We start from the raw sequence: 21,862 nt of genomic DNA, 5'->3' as shown, positions 1-21,862 counted from the left end.
CGGCATGCGAGGGACAGAAAATAAGCATAAAGATAACGCCCGAATCCAATTTTGACGTTGAGCTTGTGGATTACGAGGCAACTCAGATAGCAGTATCAGAAAATACAGGCACCACAGCAGAATCAATCGATTATACCGTGGAAGTAACAGAAAAATATTTCATGCATATCTACACGGGCGATGGAGCAGGAAAGGGCTCCTACACTATGGATGTTTCTCTGGTCGGACAGAATGATGCTGGAAGTGGAAAGGATGCAGGAAATACAATTGGTACGGCAATGTCAATATCATCCGGCTCTTACTTTGGATATCTCGATGCATATGACTGGGAAGACTGGTACAGTTTTAATGCCAATACAGGCCAGGGAATAAAAGTCACATTGGAATGCCCAAGCAAAACCGATTTTGATGTACATCTGTACAATCCAAGCGGCGAGTGGGTTCACTCTGCACAGTATTATGGTGATGATACCCTTGAATATCCTGCCGATGCATCCGGAACATGGAAGATAAAGCTTGACATATTCCCAGGATGGGATGCAAGCAAGTGGCCCGATAACTACTTCCTGTACGGCTCTGGCCCATATGAGATGGAGTTGAGTATCGGAGTATCTGTACCAGCACCACCAGGTCCGATTCCACAGCCGGACATAACGCCAGTAGCACAGACATTTGTAGTAAATAATGATAAAAACAGTAATGCAGACGAGTACGGATATCTTGCAGCAATACCCGCAGCAAATTATATCGATGGGGGCAAGAGATACGTCTCTCCAATAGTTTATCGCGGGTGCGATTATGTACCAACCTGGTTCACGACCGTTGACGATACGACCCAATACCTTATTGATGACTGGAATGCATATCTTGCAAGACATGGTGTCACTGCCACGGAATATGTGATAGACCCAGATCCTATAAAAGCAGCAGCAAACATAGCTACCAGCAGATGGTCTTCATCTACTACAGCTGTTGTGGCAGTTGATGGAAGCAGTTTCGAGGATACAGTAACAGATATCTTTGACCAGGATGCAACGATATCATCCTTGCCCGATATTACAAGAGTACAACCCGGGAGTTCCAAGTTCAAGGATGTTGGCGGAAACAAGGCAGTTCCAATGTTCATCGGACAGAAGTGGGGTGCTATACACCTGGTTACTCTTGGCGATAATTTCGGCGGCGATACAGGGCTTATCACTCCAAGATATGAAGCTGTAATGGAAGACTGGTGGCCATATCCATATGATTTCAAGGGGCCTGACATGGATACCTTCTACCCGGTAATTCTTCCGGGATTCTGGGCTCCGTATATTACGAGTGATAGCGGATTAGAAGAATTCCAGATTATAAAATATGCGGGAGATAGATACAAAATACCGATTGACAATACGGACTCAACAATAAAGGTAACAATCACGACAGACGAACCGTCCAACCTGATAGTTTACCTTATCGATCCATACGGTAATGTAAGGAGACCAAGTGTTCCACATTATAATGGCGGAGAAATAAATCCAATCCACATATGGAACGGAGGGCATTGGCTGCATGACTATGATGAATTTCGTACGTGGATAGTGGAGCCACATACAGAATATAGTGTTGAAGTTAACTATCCGATGGAAGGGAAGTGGACTGCCATTGTCGTTCCGTATCTTGATCATGAACAGGGAGATATCGGTTACAGCGGAAGTTATCACATCACGGCAGAAGTAAGAGAACACAACCCGGATAGAACATCGGCAGCTCTGTCAGCAGCAAACGGTGCTGTAATCGCTTCGCTCAATCATGCTCCCCTGCTGTACGTGACGAAGGATACCGTGCCGTCAGAAACATCGGATGCGCTTTCCACCCTGGGTGTGTCCAACGTCATATTTGTCAACATAAACGGAGTGAGCAGTGCAAGCATTAGCGGTGCAACGGAATACACCACGATGCAGGAAGTGGTAGATGCCATAAAGGCAGATGCAAATTCAGAGAACTTCATAACAATAACGTCTCTTGCAACCGGCGACGGATACTTCGCTCCGGCGGCAATGGCGGCTGCATATCACGGTTCCCCAGTTTTAAACATTGGAGAGGCAGCAGGAGCATATGATACATTGGATAAATTACGGACATGGTGTGAATACAACGGCGACTTCTATCATGGAAGCCGTTCTCTTGGTCATCCGCCAAACATGGGCAAGCCATTTGATCTGATGGAAGCCATCAAGGACTTCATACAGAACCAAAATTTGCCACCTATAGGATTTGACCTGGAGAAAAGATGGCCATCAGCGATACATGATGGAATCTATGGCAATTTGACAGCAAAGTATGGTCTAGATTTAGGAGGTAAAGAAGCATATCTCTTTGTAGCAGATCGTGATACAGACATACGAGACTTTGCCACTAGAATAATGACGGGGAATAATTCATATGCGGGACATATTCCGGGAGCGACTGCAGCATTCTCGTCTGCTCATATTGTCAGGTGTATCTTGTACCCAGCGATTATGTACGCCAACCCTGGAAGGGATGTTACAACCACGCAGCTCATGAATTTCCCCGACGGCAGGACATGGACAACCAATGATGGAAAAACCACTCCGGCATACTCTTCACAGGCGTTCAAGGAAGCCTTTAGCTCTCACGGCAGATTCTACGAGGGACACTGCGTGTGGGATGGTCTACTGGAAAGATTCAACAAAGGAGTAAGTGTTTGGTACTATTCCGGCCATGGAACAGGTGGCTCGGGTATATCATGCCAGTACAAGAATGTTGAAGAGGCCTTCCCGTATGTGCAATTAAAGCACGAAAATCTGAAGGACTTTAACTGGCCTGATGCATGGCGCGGATACATGTACGATGACAAGCAAACGAAGTCGGCAAGGTGGGGCGGATTCACATGGTACAATGCCAAGGAGCCAAATTTGTATGACCTCATCCATTTCAAGTGGGTAGATCAACTGCTCGGAAATGTACATTGTATATGGGATCTGTGGATGTCCTGTACAACGCAAGCACACCTGGGACCAATAGTAATGCTATCACACGGAGGTACAATATGCTATGGAAACATTTGGAGCGGGCTATGTCCAATGTCAGATCTGATAGACGATTATTGGACACATGACGTGTTTGTCAACGGTGACAGCATCGGTGAGGCATTTTCAAGATATCTGTGGCTCTTTGAACGTGATCACACCACAGATGATCCTACTGCAATGTACGGCTCCTCTTCTCTGACAGGTGACGGTGGTCAGGTTGTCTTCGGAGATCCAACAATGACATGTTATAGCCCAGAGTGGACAGAACCAGTACCAGTGATGCCATAAACTCTCTCCTCTTTCTTTTTCTTTTAATATTTTTAATGACGGCCACTCTTTTTGAAGTCGGCATATCTGCTTTATCCTCTATACTGTTTTTTGACATTAGTATTCCTATTTCATCAAGATTTTTCTTTTTCAATATTTCCAGCAACTTTTCCCCCGCTCTTTTCACTTCTTTACTGATTTCCCCATAAAATTGTTTCGGCTGTATTCCTATCAGCGATACATCTGCTTCTGTTATTTTCTCAATATGGCTTATAAAAACCGAGAGAGGCAAAGAATGGGTGGAAAAGCTGGCCGAACCTATTTTTTCTTTCGGGATAATTCTTATGTCGCCTGCTTCAAGTCCCATATCAGCGGCATCCACGATAACTATTTTTTCCGCTTTGTATCTTTTTATCTCGGTCATGTAATTTTCGGGAACGGTGAAACAATCTATTGATATCCATTCTTTGGAAGAAAAATTGCGGGCTATCCATCCGCCTATACCATCATCGCCATTAAGTTCGTTGCCCACCCCGAGCAGTATATTCATGTTGTCAACCTCCTCCAACTGGTGGGAATATTGTGACCTCATCGCCGTCTTTCAGCGGCTCTGTTCCATTTGCATATCTATGGTTTAACGATAGTATGGTATAGTCGATTAATTTTCTTAATTCTGGATAGGTGTTCATAAGCATATTCATCATCTCATTGATGTTTGCCTTTTCTTTCAGCTCGATTTCGATTTCATTCCTGCCCACAGCCTCTCTGTGTGTTGAAAAGAATTTCACTTTAACCCTCATTAAATCTTTAATGTCTGGCTGCCCTTGAGCCTTTTTTATCAATTCTTCATGGCCTTTTTCCATTATCTCTTCCTCTTAAGGTTTTAACTTGGTATATACTTTATCTTCCTTATAGTTTTAGCTAATTTTGGTTTTACTGTACAGACAAACTTATAAAAAAACTTTATTTGCATTTAATATCATACCAAAAATAGTCATCAAGAAAGATGGTAGGAAAGAAGAATTCATTCCGGAGAAAATAGGAAGCAGGGAGATAAGGGAAAAGGTTCTGGAAAATTTAAGGAGAGTAAACCCATTGCTTGAAAAAAGACGCTTTCATACGACAGGTCGGTAAAACGTCTGCACCGCCATTACAGGAAAGGACTATACGAATAATATGCAGGTCACAAAAAATTTTAAATAACACTTTATGTTGAGGGAAGTGGTGATATAGTGAACGAAGAAAAGAGCAGAGAAAAAAGCGAAGAAAATGTAGTATTTGTCGGAAACAAAGCGCCAATGAGCTACGTTATTGCCGTGATAACGGAATTTGAGCAGGGGGCAAAGAATGTTATCCTGAAAGCTCGTGGAAGAGCGATTTCCAGGGCGGTAGACGCTGCCGAGATAGTGAAAAACAAATTTTTGCGGGATGCTACCGTATCCAACATATCAATAGCCACCGAGGAAATAGAATCAGGGGAGGGCGGCAAGAGAAACGTATCTTCAATGGAGATAACTCTGACAAAGTAAGAGTTATTGGATATCCCATTTTCGTTTTACGCTAAAAAAGTTTAATATGGGATAGTGGTTATAGCGTTGTGAAAGAGAGAGAAAAAGTAGGGATAGCTATATCGCATACCCTGAAAGCATTCATTTTTGTGATGGGCATATGGTCAGCATATAAACAGGACTGGCTGTGGTCTGTTGCTTGCTTTTTTGCTTTTCTCCTTGCAATTGGCCCGCTGTTCATAAAAAGAAGTTATCACATCTCTCTTCCATGGATTACTGAACTGCTCATTGCTTTTGCTCTTTCTCTCCACGTATGGGGCGGTGTACTTCATTTTTACTCTATTCCGTATTATGACAAGATAGCCCATTTCATGGTTTCCAGTATCGTGGCATTTTTTGCCCTAGTTATCATATATTTGCTTGATGTGTACTGGGAAGGCCTTAGCATGGATCTTTTTATGATAGGCTTTTTTATTGTAATATTTACCATTGCCATAGGAACATTATGGGAAGTGGGAGAATTTTTCTCTGACCAGATTTTTGTCGGTGCACCAAAAGCACAGCTTGGGTTGAACGATACCATGATGGATTTAGTTTATGATGGTCTGGCGGGTGTCATTGTCGGCATTGTCGGCACTATGGTTATAAGGAAGGGGGAGTTGAAAGATATCATACATCCACTTGGTAAAGAAGTAAAAAAGCTGGGAAGTAAAAAATTTTTGCAGGCAAAGGAAAAAGCCATGGAAGTTCTGGAAAAGGCGGTAGTGAATGGAGAGGTTGACAGAAAGGCTTTGTCCATACTGGAAAAATTGAATGAAATAGAGTATTTTTTTACAACGAGCAGCTGCTCGGGAAGAATAGTTGTACTGGAGCTACCGTCAATCGGGGACAAGCTCAATGCAAAATTCCTTGGAAAGTGGGATAGGAAGATAAATGTGAACGATGTAATGGATTCGCTTGAAAAATCAGATAGGGGGGAAATATGGTTCCTTGCCCAGCCGCCCATTTTCCATGTATCGGCGACAGATATAGGAATGGCATCGGATTTGGTCAAGGTTGCAAAACAGAGCGGTTTTAAAAATTCAGGTATAAAATCCATCGGTAGTAAGGTCGCCGTGGAGATATGCAGCACGGAAGAGTTGGATGTTCCACTCGGCATTAACGGAAACATACTTTGTGGCGAGGATTATCTCGCACTGATCGTCTCTATGGCAAATGAGATAATGGAAAAAGCAGAAAAAAAGTTGGCATTGCTGGAAGAAAACATATCCAAGAAGTTTTAACCCAGATATCAAAAGCAAATGGCAATGAATCCACAGAAAAAGTACTGAAAGAAGGCATGCATCACCAACTTTTATTAATCCCATTGCAATATATCTATGATGAATTTCAAGGGCAGGGATATAGTTTCCATAAAAGATTTGACGAAAGAAGAGATATTGCATATCTTGAATGTTGCCGAAAGCATGGCCACAATTGCCCAGGGGAAAGAGAAAAGTAACTTGCTGGAAGGGGAAATAATGGCATCTCTTTTCTTTGAGCCCTCGACGAGAACACGCCTTTCATTTGAGACGGCAATGAAGCGACTTGGGGGCGATGTTATAGGATTCGCTCAGCCGGGGGCGACATCTATGCAGAAGGGCGAGAGTCTTGCAGATACAATAAGAACTGCAGAAAGTTATTGCGATATTATCGTCATGCGCCATCCCCATGAAGGCTCGGCTCGAATGGCTGCGGAATTTGCATCTGTACCCATTATAAACGGCGGGGACGGGGCCGGCCATCATCCGACTCAATGTTTACTGGATTTATTTACCATAAAAAAGGAAAAAGGAGACATAGAAAACAACAAAGTGGCGCTTATAGGGGACCTGAAGTATGGAAGGACGATTCATTCCCTTGCATATGCCCTGGCTTTATTCAAGGCAGAGATAATGTTCATTGCCCCGGAACAGTTACAGATACCTTCTGAAGTAGTGGAAGAATGTGAGGGGTTGGGCGCAAAAATATCATTTGAAACCGATCTGGAAAAAGTTGTAGGAGATATTGATGTTTTTTATATCACAAGGATACAGAGAGAGCGTTTCCCCGATCCAGAGGAATATAACAAAGTAGTGGGAATATACAGGATAGACAATAAAATGCTGGAAAATGCAAAGGATAATGCGATAGTGATGCATCCCCTTCCGAGAGTGTATGAAATAGACCCAGAGGTAGACGGGACGAAATATGCATCCTATTTCCGGCAGGCTTTTAATGGGGTGCCCGTAAGAATGGCTTTAATATCTCTAGTTTTAGGGGGTGAAGAATGAAGGAATTAAAAGTTCAGCCAATAAAAAACGGAACCGTAATTGACCACATCACCCCGGGATACGCTCTCAAAGTTCTGAAAATCCTAAAAATCTCGGAAGGCGCTGGTGGTTCCATAATCAGTGTTGTGATGAACGTAGAGGGCAAGGGAGGAAAAAAGGATATCGTGAAAATTGAGAATAGAGAACTGAAAAGCCATGAGGTGGATAAAATAGCGTTGATTGCCCCGAACGCAACGATAAATATCATCAGAGATTATGAAGTGGCGGATAAACACCGGGTCATCATTCCAGATGAAATTGTCGGAATTGTGAAATGTGCGAACCCGAATTGCATATCAAACTCTAATGAGCCCGTCAAGCCCCGCTTCGTTGTCAAAAGTAGAGAGCCGCTCCGTATCAAATGTTTTTATTGCGAAAGAGAGCCTGAAGACATATCCTCGGGAATAATCTGGTCAGGCTAACCATAGAGAGGACCGACTGTAGATTAAATCAAAATAACTCCGAAGTGGAGAGTTATGTAAATACAAAGTTCGCAAAATACAAGTTAGTTTCAATCATGAGGGAAAAGTGTTTGGTGATCTAAAAGGGGTGTGCGTTTGCCTTTATAGAATGGCTGAAATATTTTAGTAACTTTTCCTAACAGAATGTTTTGTCTGCCGTAGATAATTCTGCTAGCCGAAATTTTTAAATATCGCAGGGAATATACGGTATGCCATAATGTATCCGATAATCCGAGTAAATGGATGTGATTAAGTGTCCAGAATAGAAATCTTTCAAAAGACCGTCGAACAAACGATGTTAGAAAAGGAGGAATAATGGAGCTCGCACAACTAAAACCAGGCGAACTGGCGAAAATCATTGCAATAGAGGGAAGACATGGTCTCAGACAGAGATTGGCTCTGATGGGCGTATCCGAAGGTAGCTTTGTTAGAGCGATTTCTTGTCAAGGACCTATCACCATTGAGGTTGATAGGAATGTAGTTTCTATTGGTCGGGGTATGGCAAAAAAAATTAGGGTAATAGGGTGTAAACATGAGAAAAAAGTTATCTGAAATGAGTCCTGGGGAAGAAGGTATTGTAAATAGCATAGAAGGGGGATTAAGAGAGAAAGTAGCTGGAATGGGCATCAGAGTGAGTAAAAAAATTAAGCTGGCTGCAAAACAGCCCGTAAAAGGTCCTATTGTCGTTACAGTGGACGGGTCCGCCATCTCTGTGGGAGTGGGAATTGCAAATAAAATTATAATAGAGGTGGAAAAATGAGGATTTTGCTTATGGGTCACCCAAACGTGGGTAAAAGTGTTGTTTTCAACCGCTTAACAGGAGCAAATGTCACGGAGTCAAATTATCCTGGTACAACAGTGGATTTTACAAAAGGGTATACGCGACTAAGAGGAGAGGATGTGGAAGTCATTGATGTCCCCGGCACTTTTTCTTTGGAGCCTAAAGATAAAGCAGAAGAAGTTGCGGTAAAAATGCTTAGAGAGAATAGGGACTCTGTTATTATATGCGTGATTGATTCTACAAAAATAGAGCGAGGGCTTTACCTCGCTCTTGAAATTATCGAGGAGGGTTACACTGTCGTAATTGCATTGAATATGTGGGATGTTGCAGAGGATAAGAATATACAGATTGATGTGAATGAATTGCAGCATATCCTTGGCGTTCCAATAGTTCCCACGATAGCGATAAGTGGCAGGGGAGTCAAAGAATTGGTATCGAAGATAAAGGAAGCGTCATTGGTTGAGGTTGGGGAAATAATCAGAAAAGTAGGTGGTGAAATACAATGAAACTTACAGTTGATGAAAGATGGGATCTTATTGATAAAATATCTAAAAAAACCGTGAAGTTCGGTGAATATAGGCATACTTTGAAGGATGCTATCGCTGAGATCACTGTTAAACCTCTGACAGGCATACCTATTGCTATTGCAGTTCTGTATGGATTCTGGGCATTTTTCGGTGCATTTGCAGGTTTCTTTACCGACGGATTCTTTGTTAAAATATTTGATGGGCATTGGCTGCCTTGGTTGCAGGAGGTATGGCCGACAGCCAGCGATGGTTGGATTCACTATATCTTTGTTGGCGACCCGGCAGCAGACAATTGTTTCGAAGCTTTTGGGATGCTTACCAGTGGTCTTTTCGTGGCGATAGGCGTTGTTCTGCCTGCGATAATTGCATTCTATCTATTCCTGATCATTTTAGAAGATAGTGGCTATATGCCTAGACTGGCGGTGCTCATTGATACGGTATTGCATAAAATAGGATTGCACGGTTTCGCGATAGTGCCTATGATTCTTTCCCTTGGGTGCAATGTGCCGGCGGTGACAGCTACTCGAACACTGGAAACAAAAAAGCAACGTTTCATGATGATGACATTACTGGCAATATTTATTCCCTGTGGCGCTCAGCTTGGTATAATGTTGGAGGTGATCCCAAGATATGTTGGCTTTGTTATGCTCTATCTGTTGATGGGATACTTCATATTTGGTTTCATTCTTAACAAGATTATACCCGGGAAATCTCCTGAAATGCTGTTGGATGTTCCTCCTTATCAAAAACCAATGGCAAGAAATGTAGGAAGAAAATTGTGGACGAGAACAAAAAGCTTCTTTACAACCGCAATCCCATTCGTTTTATTGGGTGTAGTGATTGTCAATGTATTGTATCTAGCAGGTATTATAGATCGGCTGGCTAATGCCCTGGAGCCTTTGTTATCGGGATGGTTTGGCGTGCCAAAAGAAACTGTAGGGCCACTAATAGCAGCGTTTCTGAGAAAGGATCTAGCTGTTGCACAGCTCTCTGCTATTGAAATGACAACGTATCAATTGGTTACCTCGGTTGTGCTTGTCAGCCTTTACTTTCCATGTGTTGCAACCTTCGCTATGATTATTAAAGAAGGTAGAGAAGGCGGATGGAAAGGCGTGGCGCAAGTGCTATTCGGCAACCTAACAACCCTTGCAGCAGTGGTCTTCTTGTACGGTGGGCTACTTCATTTTGTATGGATAATACTAGGGGTGGCATAAAATGAGTGATAATGTAAAATACAAAATTGGAAGCATATACTTCGCTATTTTTGGCATTGTTGTAACATCTTTTGGAGCAATAGGGCTGGTGCTGGGCTTGGCAGGTAAAAGTCTTACCTGGGGTATTATGGAGATGTCTGGTGAATTCCTATTATGGAGAGGACTTATTCTATGGTTCGCAGGATTGTTTTATCTATCTAGCACTAAAAATTTTGCAGACATCCATGAGCAAGCGAAAGCTGTAATGGCCAGCGTGATGATATGGCTCATTGTTGGCATGCAGATATTTTCAACGATGTTGGAATCAATCCCCGGTGGAGAAGAAGGAGGGTGGTTTAACACGTTAGAAGGATTCTTTGAAACATATGCACCACCATATATGCCTTCTCTGTTCTTGCTGCCTTTTTCGCTGGTGGTAGTATACTATATTAGATTGCTGAGAAGGGGAGAAACATGAATAAAATGGGAGATATCCTATCAAAAATAAGTAAGGGAAAAACAATTGATGATGTTGCTAAGGAGCTGGGTATGAGGAAGTCTACCGTCCGAGCGATGATAGAGTCAATGATACATTTGGGTTATATAGAAGAGGTTATCCGTAGAACTGGTTGTAGTTTGTGTCCAATGAAATGTAGTTCCCAATCATCAGATTCAAAAACCAAGATGTACGTAATAACGAGAGAAGGGAATGGAATGTATCAAAGGCTCTTAAATGAAGAATACTCAAAACGAGAAATAAGATGAACTGGAGAGAAGTTTGGGGAAAGATGCAGAAGCAGAGAAACCTATTGAATGCCTCTGAAATTTGCAAGATTTTAGACGGTGAGAAACTTAGGAATTCATGCATAAGGGGGGACGATGCTCACTAGAAAGGTAGAAGATTACTTAGGGGCGATACTCAACATCACTCAAGATAGGGGTTACGTCAAAACAATGCACATATCTACTACTTTAGATGTTAAGCCATCGAGTGTAACTGAGATGATGAAAAAATTGGATAAAATGGGTTTTGTTGTATATAGAAGATAAGAAGGTGTATCGCTAACGCAAAAAGGAGAGGAAATCGCAAAATCGGTAAAAGACCGACACGATACTCTCGTAGAGTTATTGAAATTGTTGCAAATTCCAGATTCAATAGCCGATAAAGATGCTTGCACAATGGAGCACAATCTCGATTCAAAAACGATAATCCAACTTAAGAAATTTGTATCTTTCATGAAGAATTGTCAGAATTGTCCAAGAGGAATACCAGAATGGATAGAGTATTTCAAAATATATTCAAAAACTGGTGAATTCCCTACCGAGTGCAAGAAATAATTTTGGTTTTAAAGAAAAATCTAATTTTTTTAGGATAGGTTATTTATTTGCCTAACGCTATATATATTTAGGGAATCCTAAAATTAATTGGAAGAACTATGCTGAAAATAGAGAATTTATCAATAAAGGTAGGTGGCAAAGATATCTTGAGGGGCATTAACCTAGAGATTAAAAATGCAGAAGTACATGCATTGTTAGGTCCAAATGCTTCGGGAAAATCTACTTTGGCTCAGGTCATAATGGGATTCCCAGATTATAAAATCACAGAAGGAAAAATAAACTTTAAAGGAGAAGATATAACGAATTTATTAATAGATGAAAGATCGAAGTTGGGGATATCTTTAGCCTTCCAGCATCCTCCCATCATAAAAGGAGTGACATTATCTAAACTCTTGGAGAAAATCTCCAGACAGACGACAGACATAAAAGAATTCTCAATAAACCCAGATATTTTGGAAAGGGAAATAAACGTCGGTTTTTCTGGTGGAGAAAGAAAATTATCAGAAATAATACAGATAATAAGTTTATCTCCAAGTTTTGTCATTTTTGATGAGTTAGATGCCGGACTTGATATAGAAAGACTTGAGAGATTAGCATTGGTTATAAAGGATAAATTACTTGACAGTAATGTTTCGCTCCTTTTGATCACACACAGAGGTGACATACTTCGTTTCATTAGGCCAGATGTGGCTCATGTTATGCTCGATGGGGAAATCGTATGCTCTTCCAAGAAGCGGGAGGAGGTATGGAATGTGATTAGGAGAGATGGATATGAAAGATGTAAGGAGTGCAAAAAGCGTAAATTATTCTCAAATTGATAATAAGGTCAAGAAAATCATTGGGAGGAAAGGAGTAACGATACTCCAAAGTCCTGAAGCCTATGAGAAATTTGGATGGGTTAGAGACTATTTTGAGCAGGAACCAGAAGAAGGATACTTTATCTGGGTAAAGAAACAGACAGATCATCCTTTAACTACTTGTATTGCCATCTCCTCGCCAGAAGTTTCTCAGAATCCAAGAAATTTGGTGGTGATAGAAAAAAATATAGAAGCGGAGATAAACAGCGTCTGCAATGCAATCAAAAAGAATCTATGTGGAAGTCACATAGGGCATTCAAAAATCATTTTAAAAGAAAATTCTAGATTAAAGATAAGGCATTTTCACAAATGGGGAAAAAGAGACGTTGTTGAATCAAATTTGGAATTCTTTCTGGGGAAAGGTGCAGAATTGTCCCATACCTACAAGTGTATTGAGGTGCCGATGAAGTTAAAAATGAAGAACAATACCTACATAGAATCAGGTTCTTCGGCAAATCTTGTAATAACCGTTTTGGCTAAGTATGGTAAAGTCGAGATATACGACTCTACTTTTCTTAACGGGAAAGAATCCAACGGAATTTCAAGAATAAGGATGATAGGTGACAAAAAATCCAGAATAACTGCTCATAGCAAGATGATAGCAAATGATGCTGGAACAGGGCACGTGGACTGTATGGGCTTGCTGTTAGCCGAGGATTCAAGCATAAATGCGATACCCGAACTCGTAAACAATAATAAGGATGCTTCACTCACCCATGAAGCATCAGTGGGTAAAATATCAGAAGAAGTATTGAATTATTTGAGGAGTAGAGGGCTGACAGAAGATCAAGCAATTGATCTTATTGTAGCAGGTTTTCTGGGTGAAGAAGAGTCGGTTGTTATTGAGGGACGCGTTATACCGTCAGAACTCTACATGTAAATTCAAAAGAAGTGATAAGATGGTTTGGAGAACATGTTTAGACATGCTAAAGGAAAACTGAGAAAATGAACAATCTATTATTGATAATAACCCTAATTTTCATTGGGCAAACGTTGGGCTCTTTGGTTGGATTAATTAAAAAACCAAAAGAGATTTTCTTGTACGGTTCTTTGGCATTCGCTGGCTCAATGATGTTGGGCATATCATTTTTTCAATTGATACCAGAAAGTCTGGGAATCATATCTTTTTATTTGGTAATAATCTCCTTTTTATTCGGAATAATCATAATGCGAGTTGTTGATAGAATCTTGCCACACATAAATCCAGAGCTTCTCAAAAAAGAGAAACCATCTGTCAAGAGAAGTGTGACCATGCTTGTCATCGGCATAGCACTTCACAATATACCAGAAGGACTGGCTATCGGTGTGGCCTTCACTCTTTCCCCCGAGTTCGGTATCACCATCGCTCTGGGCATAGCTGCACAAGATGTGCCAGAAAACATAGCAACAATCGTTCCCTTATATGGAATGACGAAGAGACGAATGAAATCTTTCATCATAACGACGGCAACAATATTATTTGAGATTGTTGGTTTCGCCTTGGGTTACTTCTTTCTTAGCGGATCACGATTAGAAGTGTTGGGTGCTTCTCTCGCTGTTGCAGCCGGTTTCATGGTCTATATATCTATCGAAGAATTAATCCCGGCGGCAAGAATTAGACAGTATCCAAAGATTGGCACGATTTGCCTTGCTCTTGGGGTGGTTTGTGTTTTGTTGGTTGGTTTATTGGGATAAAAGTGACAAATACAAAAAATGATGGAGCGAGGAATAAAGAGGGGATGTAAGAAATGAGCGAAAACATAGCAATTATTAAATACAAACTTGCACTATTATTTACCAAAAATAATTCGGCTTACCGAACTTTATATGGTGAAAGAATGGCCGCAAGAAGAGCAGAGGAGTACATAGAAACGATTTATGATGTCGTTCAAAGGAAAGGATATGCTAAGGTAACAGATGTTTCCCGTATCCTTAACGTCGGTCTTTCCGCAGTGACAGAGATGTTCCAAAAATTGGGTAATGAGGGATACGTAAACTACGAGAAATATAGCGGAGTTACACTGACTAAAAAAGGAGAAGAGATAGCAATTGAGCTAACAAAAAAACATAAGGTATTGAGAGATTTTTTTGTCATCCTTGGCCTTGATGAAAAGATAGCAGATGATGATGCATGCAATATCGAGCATGTGGTAAAGCCTGAGACAATGAAAAGACTTACGAAATTTGTGGATTTTATCCAAAGTCGTGAAGAGCCTTTATGGTTAGAACGATTTAAAACATATTATGAAACTGGAGAGCTACCAGAATGCCCTCGAACTATTAAAAAGGGCAAACGTTGTTAGGTAAGAAGGTGGCGTACGCACACTCACGAGAGGGATAAAATGGACAACCAAACGACGGCTTTCCGGAAACCTCTCTTCCTACATGACTTTGCATCGCACCTTTGTGCTCCTTGCCCAATTTCACCCCCAATCCGCTGTCGCTCTGTTTGGAGCGTATAACAAAGAACAAAGCGGGTATGTGGTTTGTTACCGCTCACCCAAATCCCTTGCTTCGCTCAAACCCCTCCCTTCGGTCGGGCCTCATATATCCCTGAATGTTGTACCAACAACCACTCGTCAGAGTCCAAAAAAGAAAGTATGGGCAATTCGTCTCTCACTGAAAGGTAAGGTTATTTCTAACTATATAGATAGAGGGCTACAGCACCTAAGAATCAATTTAGCCGCACGTTGAATATCCGCAGTTCTTGCATATTCTGCAGCCTTCTTCATATATCATGGGGCTGCCGCAATCAGGGCACACGCCCACGGGACCTATCGGAGCATGGATATAGGGAACTTTTTTGATTTCAAAATTACTGAGCCTCGGTGTCTCCGGCAACCTCTTCCCTTTAAAGTGCTCATCAAGAGCCTTTGCAACCGCATCGGGACATGAGAGTATGGCTCCCCCCCTGGCGAGCAACGGTGACGGACATCTTATGCCTTTTAATTGCTTTATTATCGCATCGGTCTTCACTCCGGAACGCAGAGATAGAGAAATCAGTCTTCCTATGGCTTCAAGTTGTGCATCTGCACATCCCCCCGCTTTTCCAAGCCGCGCAAATACCTCAAAAAGCCCTTCCTCATCTTCATTCATAGTTACGTACAAATTACCGCAACCCGTACTCATTTTCCTTGTGACACCGTAAACTATGACGGGGCGGGGTTTTGGTTTGGTGACTCCTGCTTCCTTTTCTTCCGTAACAAGCACCTGATCTTTTCTGCTTCCATATCTGTATACCGTCACACCTTTACATCTCAATTTGTATGCGAGAAGATATACTTTCCGTACGTCCTCTTTTGTTGCTTCCTCCCTGAAATTTACGGTCTTGGAAGTTGCGTTATCTGTGTATTCCTGAAAGGCTGACTGCATCCTGATGTGCCATTCTGGAGCTATGTCGAGTGCCGTGGCAAACAGTTTTTGTACATCCTTGGGTATTTCCCGCAATCCCTGAACGGAGCCTTTGTTGCCGGCTATTTTGTTCATTAATTCATTGTCATAAAATCCTCTCTCCTTTGAAATTTTTTCAAAGTAAGGATTAACCTCTACCAGACGGTCATCTTTATCCAGAACATTTCTTATGAAGGTAACGGCAAACAGAGGTTCTATACCTGAAGAGCATCCAGCTATTATTGAAATGCTTCCCGTGGGTGCAACGGTGGTTACCGTAGCATTTCTCATTGCGTCGTATTTTCCGTCCCATATGCTACCTTTAAAATTCGGGAAAGAGCCCCGTTTCCTTCCCAGCTCAACCGATGCTTTCCTCCCTTCCTCCTGTATAAATGACATCACTTTCCTGGCTATTTTCAACGCCTCCTCACTGTTATACGGCACTTTCATATGAATCAGCATGTCTGCGAACCCCATGACACCCAAGCCAATTTTTCTGTTTGCCAAGGTCATTTTTTTTATCTGTTTCAGCGGATACTTATTTCCATCCACGACATTATCCAAAAAGTGGACGGCTCTCCATGTGACACCTCTCAATTTATCAAGGTCAATTTTACCATCCTTGACCATATGCGAAAGATTTATTGAACCGAGATTGCAGGACTCATAGGGTAAAAGTGGCTGCTCCCCACACGGATTTGTCGATTCTATTTCCCCGACATTTGGTGTGGGATTATCTTCATTTATTCTGTCCAAAAATATTATTCCCGGCTCGCCATTTCTCCAGGCCATCTCTACTATTTTATCGAATACTTCCTCTGCATCCAGCTCCCCCACAGGCTTCTTTGTCCTTGGGCTTATAAGGGAATATTTTTTCTTTTTTTCAACCGCATTCATAAAAGTTTTGTTTACCGCCACCGAGATATTGAAATTGGTTAGTTCCTTCTGGTCTTTCTTTGATGTTATAAATTCCATTATGTCAGGATGATCCACGCGCAAAATGCCCATATTTGCCCCGCGCCTCCTGCCCCCTTGTTTTATCACATCAGTCGAGGCATTGAATACTTTCATGAAGGAGATGGGACCCGATGCAATACCTCCCGTGGAGTGAACTATATCGCCTTTGGGCCTTATTCGCGAAAATGAAAATCCTGTGCCTCCTCCTGACTGGTGTATGAGAGCCGTATTTTTTATGGCCTCAAATATCCCTTCCATGGAATCCTCTACAGGAAGTACGAAACAGGCAGAAAGCTGCTGTATCGACGTTCCTGCATTCATTAATGTAGGTGAGTTTGGAAGAAAATCTAACTGCGATAACATCTCATAAAACTCTTTTTCCGTCTTTTTTACATTCCCCCCATACTTTTCATCTGCCCCCGCAATATCTTTTGCGACCCTGTGGAACATTTCCTCCGGGCTTTCTATGATTTTTCCTTTTTTATCTTTCCTTAAATATCTCTTCTCAAGAACCTTCATGGCGTTTTCTGTCAACATCTCAACCTATAATGGTTTATGGCTTTTAACCGTTATGGCGAATAAATCATATCATGTGCAGGCCCGGCTTTTTAGGTAGGGTAAAGTGGAGGAGGGGACACCGAATCGGGCTGTTTCCATTATCCTATCTTTTTCTTCTTTTTTTAACCTACTACCAAGAAAGCTTATTTCTAACCATCCCATGCCTCCAATTTTTCCCTCAATATGCATGCCCTGCATATTTTCTGGGATGTGGGTTCTCTGCATTTGAGGCATGGGTTGAGTTTTGCTGGAGGATATTGCTCCTGCAGGTAATTGGCAATTGTGAGATAACTGTTCAATACGCTGTGCCTTGTGCCCGGGTACTCATGCTCCAATCTGGCGATAATATCCCTGAACGTGCCGCGTGATGCCCTTACAGAATACGGGCATTTATCCTCTATGACGTCTATGCCCTTTAGAAGAGCATACAGCGTTGTCTCCTTTTCCGGGATAACCCTCAATGGCAATATGCGGGGAATCAATCCTGGCTGAACCTTCCTGTGCGGGGCGAACCTTGCCATTCTTTCCATATCATTATTTACAAAATTCATAAGGACGGACTGTGCAACATCATCAAGATTATGGCCCATCACTATGCTTTTTGCATTTATTTCCCTTCCCTTCTTATTCAGGCACATTCTCCGGAAAACGCCACAGTACGTGCATTCTCCCAGATCTTCCCTCATGTAACTTATTTCATCAACAGCATAGCCAATTGTTTCTTCGAAAGATATGATATGATGCTCCACCCCAAGTCGTTCACAGTGCTTTTGTGCCACTTTTATCGTTTTTTGTCTGTACCCGGCAATGCCTTCATCAACGGTAATTGCATGAAGTTCTTTGTTTCTGTGCTTTCTGATTATGTCATTCATTGTGTAGAGGGCTGTAAGGCTGTCCTTTCCGCCGGACAAAGCAACGGCAACAATTCCTTTTCTTATGTCCTGCTTGCGGGTATCCTTCCTCACTCTTTTTTCCACATACTCAATAAAATGTTCCCTGCACAGATGTGTCCCGTTATACCTGATAAAGGTAACTGCTTCGTTTCCGCACTTACTACATTTCATTTTCCGCGCCTAAAAAAGTTCATGCCCGTGGCTTTCATATCAACTTTCATTTCCTTTGCAAGCTCCTCGAGAATTTCTCTCTCTCTGGAAGAAATTTTCTTTGGTATGTCAACGACAACTTGCACAATCATGTTGCCGTAGCCGCCATGCAACCGCGGCATTCCTTTCCCTTTCAACACAAATTTTTCTCCATTCTTCGTGCCGGGAGGTATGCGTATTTTCCCCGTGCCGTCCATTGTCTCCACTCTGATTTCATTTCCTAACACCGCTTCTGGATACGAAATTTTTTTAACGGTGATGAGGTCGTCCCCGTTTCTCTTAAATTTCCTGTGTTTCTCTACATAAATCTCCAGATACATGTCACCGGATGGCACCTTCTTCCCTGCTTCACCCTCACCGGCAAGCCTGAGTCTCATCCCGTCGACAACACCCTTCGGAATTTTCACCTTGATTTTTCTTCGTCTTTCAACGATTCCTGCACCGTGACATTTCTTGCATGGATTCTCTATTGTCTCACCCTCACCGTTGCATTTTGGGCATACTGTTATCTGTGTAAAATGGCCGAAAGGCGTGCTGCTCGTCTGCCTAGCCTGCCCGGTTCCATGGCACACGGGGCATTTAACAACCTTGCTTCCCGTTGCTTTTCCAGAGCCGTTGCAGTCAGGACATTTTTCCTTCCTTTTAACATCTATTTCTTTTTCTCCTCCAAAATACGCATCATCAAGTGATACTGTCGTCCGATATAGGATGTCTCTGCCCTTCTGCGGCTTGTGCCTTCCTCCAAACCCGCCGAAGAATTGCTGGAATATGTCATCAAAGCCAAAGTTGAAGCCGAGGTCGCGGAATATGTCGGAGAAATTGACACCCCTGAAAATATCCTCGTAACTGTACTGGCTGTCTATGCCTGCATGCCCGTACATGTCGTACTGCCTTCTTTTTTCATCATCCGAAAGGACGGCATACGCCTCCGATATTTCCTTGAATTTTTCTTCTGTATCCGCTCCCTTGCATTTATCTGGATGGCATTTGAGGGCGAGACGACGATAAGCCTTCTTTATTTGATCTTTTGTTGCATCCCTGCCCACTCCAAGCACTTCGTAATAATCTTTTTTCATCCTATTTCACTTCATAGTCCGTGTCAACTGATTCATTGGATGTCCCTCCCTTCCTGCTTTCCGCTTTTTTTTCCTTTCCAACCTTTTGATATGCTTCTACTGCTATCTCCTGGGCTGCCTTGGAAAGTTCCTCGGTCTTTTTCTTTATGTCATCGATGTCATCCTTTGAAAGTGCTTCCTTCAATTCCTTAATCGCCTTTTCCACATTTTCTTTCTTATCGCTGGAAACTTTATCTTTCAATTCCTCAAGTGTCTTCTCTGTTGTGTATACAAGGGTTTCCGCATTATTTCTTGTTTCCACAATTTCCTTTTTCTTTTTATCTTCTTCCGCATGTTCCTCCGCTTCCTTACGCATCCTCTCTATTTCTTCATCGCTCAATTTCGTTGAGCCTGTTATGGTTATTGATTGTTCTTTTCCTGTCGCTTTATCTTTTGCGGATACATGCAGAATGCCGTTTGCATCTATATCAAATGTTACCTCAATTTGGGGTATACCCCTAGGTGCTGGAGGAATGCCCGCTAGGGTGAACTTTCCCAGGCTTTTATTGTTGCTTGCCATGGGCCTCTCTCCCTGAAGAACATTTATTTCAACACTCGTTTGATTATCGGCTGCAGTAGTAAAAATTCTGTTCCTTTTTGTTGGAACGGTCGTATTTCTTTCTATAAGCGGTGTGGCAATGTTGCCAAGCGTTTCGATACCTAACGTTAGAGGAGTAACATCCAGCAGAACAATATCTTCTTTCACTTCCCCGCTCATTATGCCTGCCTGAATTGCCGCACCAAAGGCGACACATTCCATCGGGTCTATCCCTCTCTCGGCCTTCTTTTTAAAAATTTTCTCCACGACCTGCCTTACATATGGCACGCGGGTTGTCCCGCCGACGAGCACGACGTGATCAATGTCATCGGGCGTTAGCTTTGCATCTTTAAGTGCCTGCTCGCAGGGTTTGATCGTCTTCTTCACGATGGGCTCTATCAGTTTCTCAAATTTCGCCCTGGTTATGGTTTCCTGCAGGTGCTGAGGTTCGTTATTCACGACCGTTATGTAGGGCAAATCTATCGAGGTCTGCATGGTCGAAGAGAGTTCAATTTTTGCCTTTTCCGCAGCCTCCATCAATCGCTGGAGGGCCTTTTCATCCTCTCTCGGATCAATTCCCTGTTCTGTCTTGAATTTGTCAGCGATGTAATCAACAAGTGCCCTGTCCATGTCTGTCCCGCCCAGATGGGTATCCCCGTTTGTCGACAGAACTTCAAAAACCCCGTCGCCTACATCCATAATGGTGATATCGAACGTCCCTCCACCAAGATCGTATACCGCAATTTTATGCTCTCCCTCTTTTTCCAGCCCATATGCAAGGGCAGCAGCAGTGGGCTCATTCAGAATACGCTTAACTTCAAATCCTGCTATTTTGCCCGCATCCTTTGTTGCCTGACGCTGGTCATCGTCGAAGTATGCCGGGACGGTTATGACGGCCTCCTTTATTTTATCCCCTATGTATTCCTCTGCATCTCTCTTTATTTTCTGGAGAATAAAGGCAGATATCTGTTCCGGTGTGTATTCTTTTCCCCTTATCTTTATTTTTTCGTTTGACCCCATCTTTCTTTTTATTCTGTGTACAGTGCCTTCGGGATTTGTTATCGCCTGACGCTTTGCAGTCTCTCCGACAAGCATTTCTCCTTCTTTGGTAAACGCTACCACTGATGGGAAATATGGGTCTCCCTCAGCACTTTTGATTAACACGGGTTTTCCACCTTCAATTATTGCCACTTCCGAATTAATGGTTCCTAAATCAATTCCCACTACTTTTGCCATCTTTATCACCTTTTGAAACCACAACATATGCCGGTTTTATTACCTTGTCATTCATAGCATAGCCCTTCCTGACTTCTTTCATGATAATCCCGTCTTCATATTCAATACTTTCCTCAGTCGCTATCGCATGATGAAACTTATAGTCAAATTTTTTACCTACTGAATCTATCTCCTTCACGCCTTCCCCTTCCAGCACTCTCTTGAATTGCTTCAGAACGATGCCGAGCCCGTCATCCTTTATGGTATCATATGCCGACTGAAGATTTTCGTATATGTCAATAAACTTGAGCAGCAACCTTTCTTTTTCACGAGATGCCGCATAGGCTGTTTCTTTCTCCATTCTCTTCCTGCAATTGTCAAAATCTGCAAGGAGACGAAGTATTTTTTCTTCTTCCTCGCCCAGCGCTTTTTCAAGTTCCGCAATTTTTTTCTTCGAGGGACCTTTTCTGGCAGTCTTTGCTTTGCCCGTTTTGGTTTCCCCCTTCTTAGTTGCGCCCATAATAAAGAATTGTATAAAAATTGTTCTATATAAAAATTACTGATGGCATAGTCTCTACGAATAGGAATTTTTCCTGAAAAATTTCGACATTTTTTATAAAGAGCAATGTCTTATCTCTTGGAGTGGGATGAGATGACACTCTATGAATTTGGACAAAAAATTCGCAAAGCCA

The 21,862-nt window shown here is 42.2% G+C and carries 23 protein-coding genes and 1 pseudogene; 17 read left to right on the top strand and 7 right to left on the bottom strand.

The annotated features are described in order from the left end of the window. On the top strand, positions 1–3,320 hold a 3,320-nt coding region (locus U9O96_06520; GenBank protein MEA2054744.1), incomplete at its 5' end, for a PPC domain-containing protein. Here the strand turns inward: U9O96_06520 and hycI are convergent. Continuing rightward, complete coding sequence (gene hycI, locus U9O96_06515) at positions 3,202–3,849, bottom strand: hydrogenase maturation peptidase HycI (protein MEA2054743.1); 648 nt, start codon at positions 3,847–3,849, stop codon at positions 3,202–3,204. The genes U9O96_06520 and hycI overlap by 119 nt on opposite strands. Before the next feature lie 4 nt (positions 3,850–3,853). Further along, entirely contained in the window at positions 3,854–4,162 is a 309-nt protein-coding gene (locus tag U9O96_06510; protein MEA2054742.1) for a MoaD/ThiS family protein, read from the bottom strand. Between the two features lie 369 nt (positions 4,163–4,531). On the opposite strand from U9O96_06510, the gene albA reads away from it, so the two are divergent. From albA to U9O96_06430, 16 genes and pseudogenes are all read left to right on the top strand, one after another. Further along, entirely contained in the window at positions 4,532–4,828 is a 297-nt protein-coding gene (albA, locus tag U9O96_06505; GenBank protein ID MEA2054741.1) for a DNA-binding protein Alba, read from the top strand. Positions 4,829–4,896: 68 nt separating this feature from the next. Continuing rightward, positions 4,897–6,090, top strand: a complete 1,194-nt coding sequence (locus tag U9O96_06500) for a hypothetical protein (protein MEA2054740.1) — start codon at positions 4,897–4,899, stop codon at positions 6,088–6,090. Positions 6,091–6,189: 99 nt separating this feature from the next. Beyond that, the gene (pyrB, locus tag U9O96_06495) at positions 6,190–7,119 is read left to right on the top strand and encodes an aspartate carbamoyltransferase (GenBank protein ID MEA2054739.1); all 930 of its coding nucleotides are present in this window, start codon (positions 6,190–6,192) and stop codon (positions 7,117–7,119) included. Then, entirely contained in the window at positions 7,116–7,580 is a 465-nt protein-coding gene (gene pyrI / locus U9O96_06490) for an aspartate carbamoyltransferase regulatory subunit (GenBank protein ID MEA2054738.1), read from the top strand. Before pyrB ends, pyrI begins: the two co-directional genes overlap by 4 nt. A 354-nt stretch (positions 7,581–7,934) precedes the next feature. Next, positions 7,935–8,171 (top strand): FeoA family protein, encoded by a 237-nt coding sequence (locus U9O96_06485; protein ID MEA2054737.1) that lies wholly within the window; start codon positions 7,935–7,937, stop codon positions 8,169–8,171. Next, positions 8,152–8,379, top strand: a complete 228-nt coding sequence (locus U9O96_06480; protein ID MEA2054736.1) for a FeoA family protein — start codon at positions 8,152–8,154, stop codon at positions 8,377–8,379. Before U9O96_06485 ends, U9O96_06480 begins: the two co-directional genes overlap by 20 nt. After that, positions 8,376–8,906, top strand: coding sequence for a FeoB small GTPase domain-containing protein (locus U9O96_06475; GenBank protein ID MEA2054735.1), 531 nt, complete (start codon positions 8,376–8,378; stop codon positions 8,904–8,906). Before U9O96_06480 ends, U9O96_06475 begins: the two co-directional genes overlap by 4 nt. Beyond that, positions 8,903–10,141, top strand: a complete 1,239-nt coding sequence (locus U9O96_06470; GenBank protein ID MEA2054734.1) for a nucleoside recognition domain-containing protein — start codon at positions 8,903–8,905, stop codon at positions 10,139–10,141. The genes U9O96_06475 and U9O96_06470 overlap by 4 nt, the downstream gene beginning before the upstream one ends. A gap of 1 nt (position 10,142) precedes the next feature. Beyond that, positions 10,143–10,598: a hypothetical protein gene (locus U9O96_06465; GenBank protein ID MEA2054733.1), complete on the top strand. Its 456-nt coding sequence runs from the start codon at positions 10,143–10,145 to the stop codon at positions 10,596–10,598. Then, positions 10,595–10,885, top strand: a complete 291-nt coding sequence (locus tag U9O96_06460; protein ID MEA2054732.1) for a helix-turn-helix domain-containing protein — start codon at positions 10,595–10,597, stop codon at positions 10,883–10,885. Before U9O96_06465 ends, U9O96_06460 begins: the two co-directional genes overlap by 4 nt. A gap of 114 nt (positions 10,886–10,999) precedes the next feature. Next, entirely contained in the window at positions 11,000–11,170 is a 171-nt protein-coding gene (locus U9O96_06455; protein ID MEA2054731.1) for a hypothetical protein, read from the top strand. A gap of 27 nt (positions 11,171–11,197) precedes the next feature. Beyond that, positions 11,198–11,458, top strand: a pseudogene (locus U9O96_06450) (iron dependent repressor, metal binding and dimerization domain protein). 98 nt (positions 11,459–11,556) lie between these two features. Next, the gene (locus U9O96_06445) at positions 11,557–12,276 is read left to right on the top strand and encodes an ABC transporter ATP-binding protein (GenBank protein ID MEA2054730.1); all 720 of its coding nucleotides are present in this window, start codon (positions 11,557–11,559) and stop codon (positions 12,274–12,276) included. Continuing rightward, entirely contained in the window at positions 12,230–13,195 is a 966-nt protein-coding gene (locus tag U9O96_06440) for a SufD family Fe-S cluster assembly protein (GenBank protein ID MEA2054729.1), read from the top strand. Before U9O96_06445 ends, U9O96_06440 begins: the two co-directional genes overlap by 47 nt. 188 nt (positions 13,196–13,383) lie before the next feature. Then, positions 13,384–13,989, top strand: a complete 606-nt coding sequence (locus tag U9O96_06435; protein ID MEA2054728.1) for a ZIP family metal transporter — start codon at positions 13,384–13,386, stop codon at positions 13,987–13,989. 143 nt (positions 13,990–14,132) lie between these two features. Beyond that, positions 14,133–14,597, top strand: a complete 465-nt coding sequence (locus tag U9O96_06430) for a metal-dependent transcriptional regulator (protein ID MEA2054727.1) — start codon at positions 14,133–14,135, stop codon at positions 14,595–14,597. 376 nt (positions 14,598–14,973) lie between these two features. Here the strand turns inward: U9O96_06430 and U9O96_06425 are convergent, their stop codons facing one another. The 5 genes from U9O96_06425 to U9O96_06405 all read right to left on the bottom strand — a co-directional run bounded on the left by U9O96_06425 (position 14,974) and on the right by U9O96_06405 (position 21,690). After that, complete coding sequence (locus U9O96_06425) at positions 14,974–17,178, bottom strand: vitamin B12-dependent ribonucleotide reductase (protein ID MEA2054726.1); 2,205 nt, start codon at positions 17,176–17,178, stop codon at positions 14,974–14,976. Between the two features lie 170 nt (positions 17,179–17,348). Further along, positions 17,349–18,263, bottom strand: a complete 915-nt coding sequence (locus U9O96_06420) for a TIGR00269 family protein (GenBank protein MEA2054725.1) — start codon at positions 18,261–18,263, stop codon at positions 17,349–17,351. Continuing rightward, complete coding sequence (dnaJ, locus tag U9O96_06415; protein ID MEA2054724.1) at positions 18,260–19,378, bottom strand: molecular chaperone DnaJ; 1,119 nt, start codon at positions 19,376–19,378, stop codon at positions 18,260–18,262. The genes U9O96_06420 and dnaJ overlap by 4 nt, the downstream gene beginning before the upstream one ends. Before the next feature lies 1 nt (position 19,379). Then, a complete protein-coding gene (gene dnaK, locus U9O96_06410; protein MEA2054723.1) occupies positions 19,380–21,191 on the bottom strand; it encodes a molecular chaperone DnaK in 1,812 nt (603 codons plus the stop codon). Next, positions 21,169–21,690, bottom strand: a complete 522-nt coding sequence (locus U9O96_06405; GenBank protein MEA2054722.1) for a nucleotide exchange factor GrpE — start codon at positions 21,688–21,690, stop codon at positions 21,169–21,171. The genes dnaK and U9O96_06405 overlap by 23 nt, the downstream gene beginning before the upstream one ends. Positions 21,691–21,862 lie beyond the last annotated feature (172 nt).

Source organism: Candidatus Thermoplasmatota archaeon, from assembly GCA_034660695.1.
Lineage (GTDB): Archaea > Thermoplasmatota > E2 > UBA202 > DSCA01 > JAYEJS01.
Note: the sequence above shows the minus strand (reverse complement) of the source record. Positions and strands in the feature narration are given on the sequence as shown.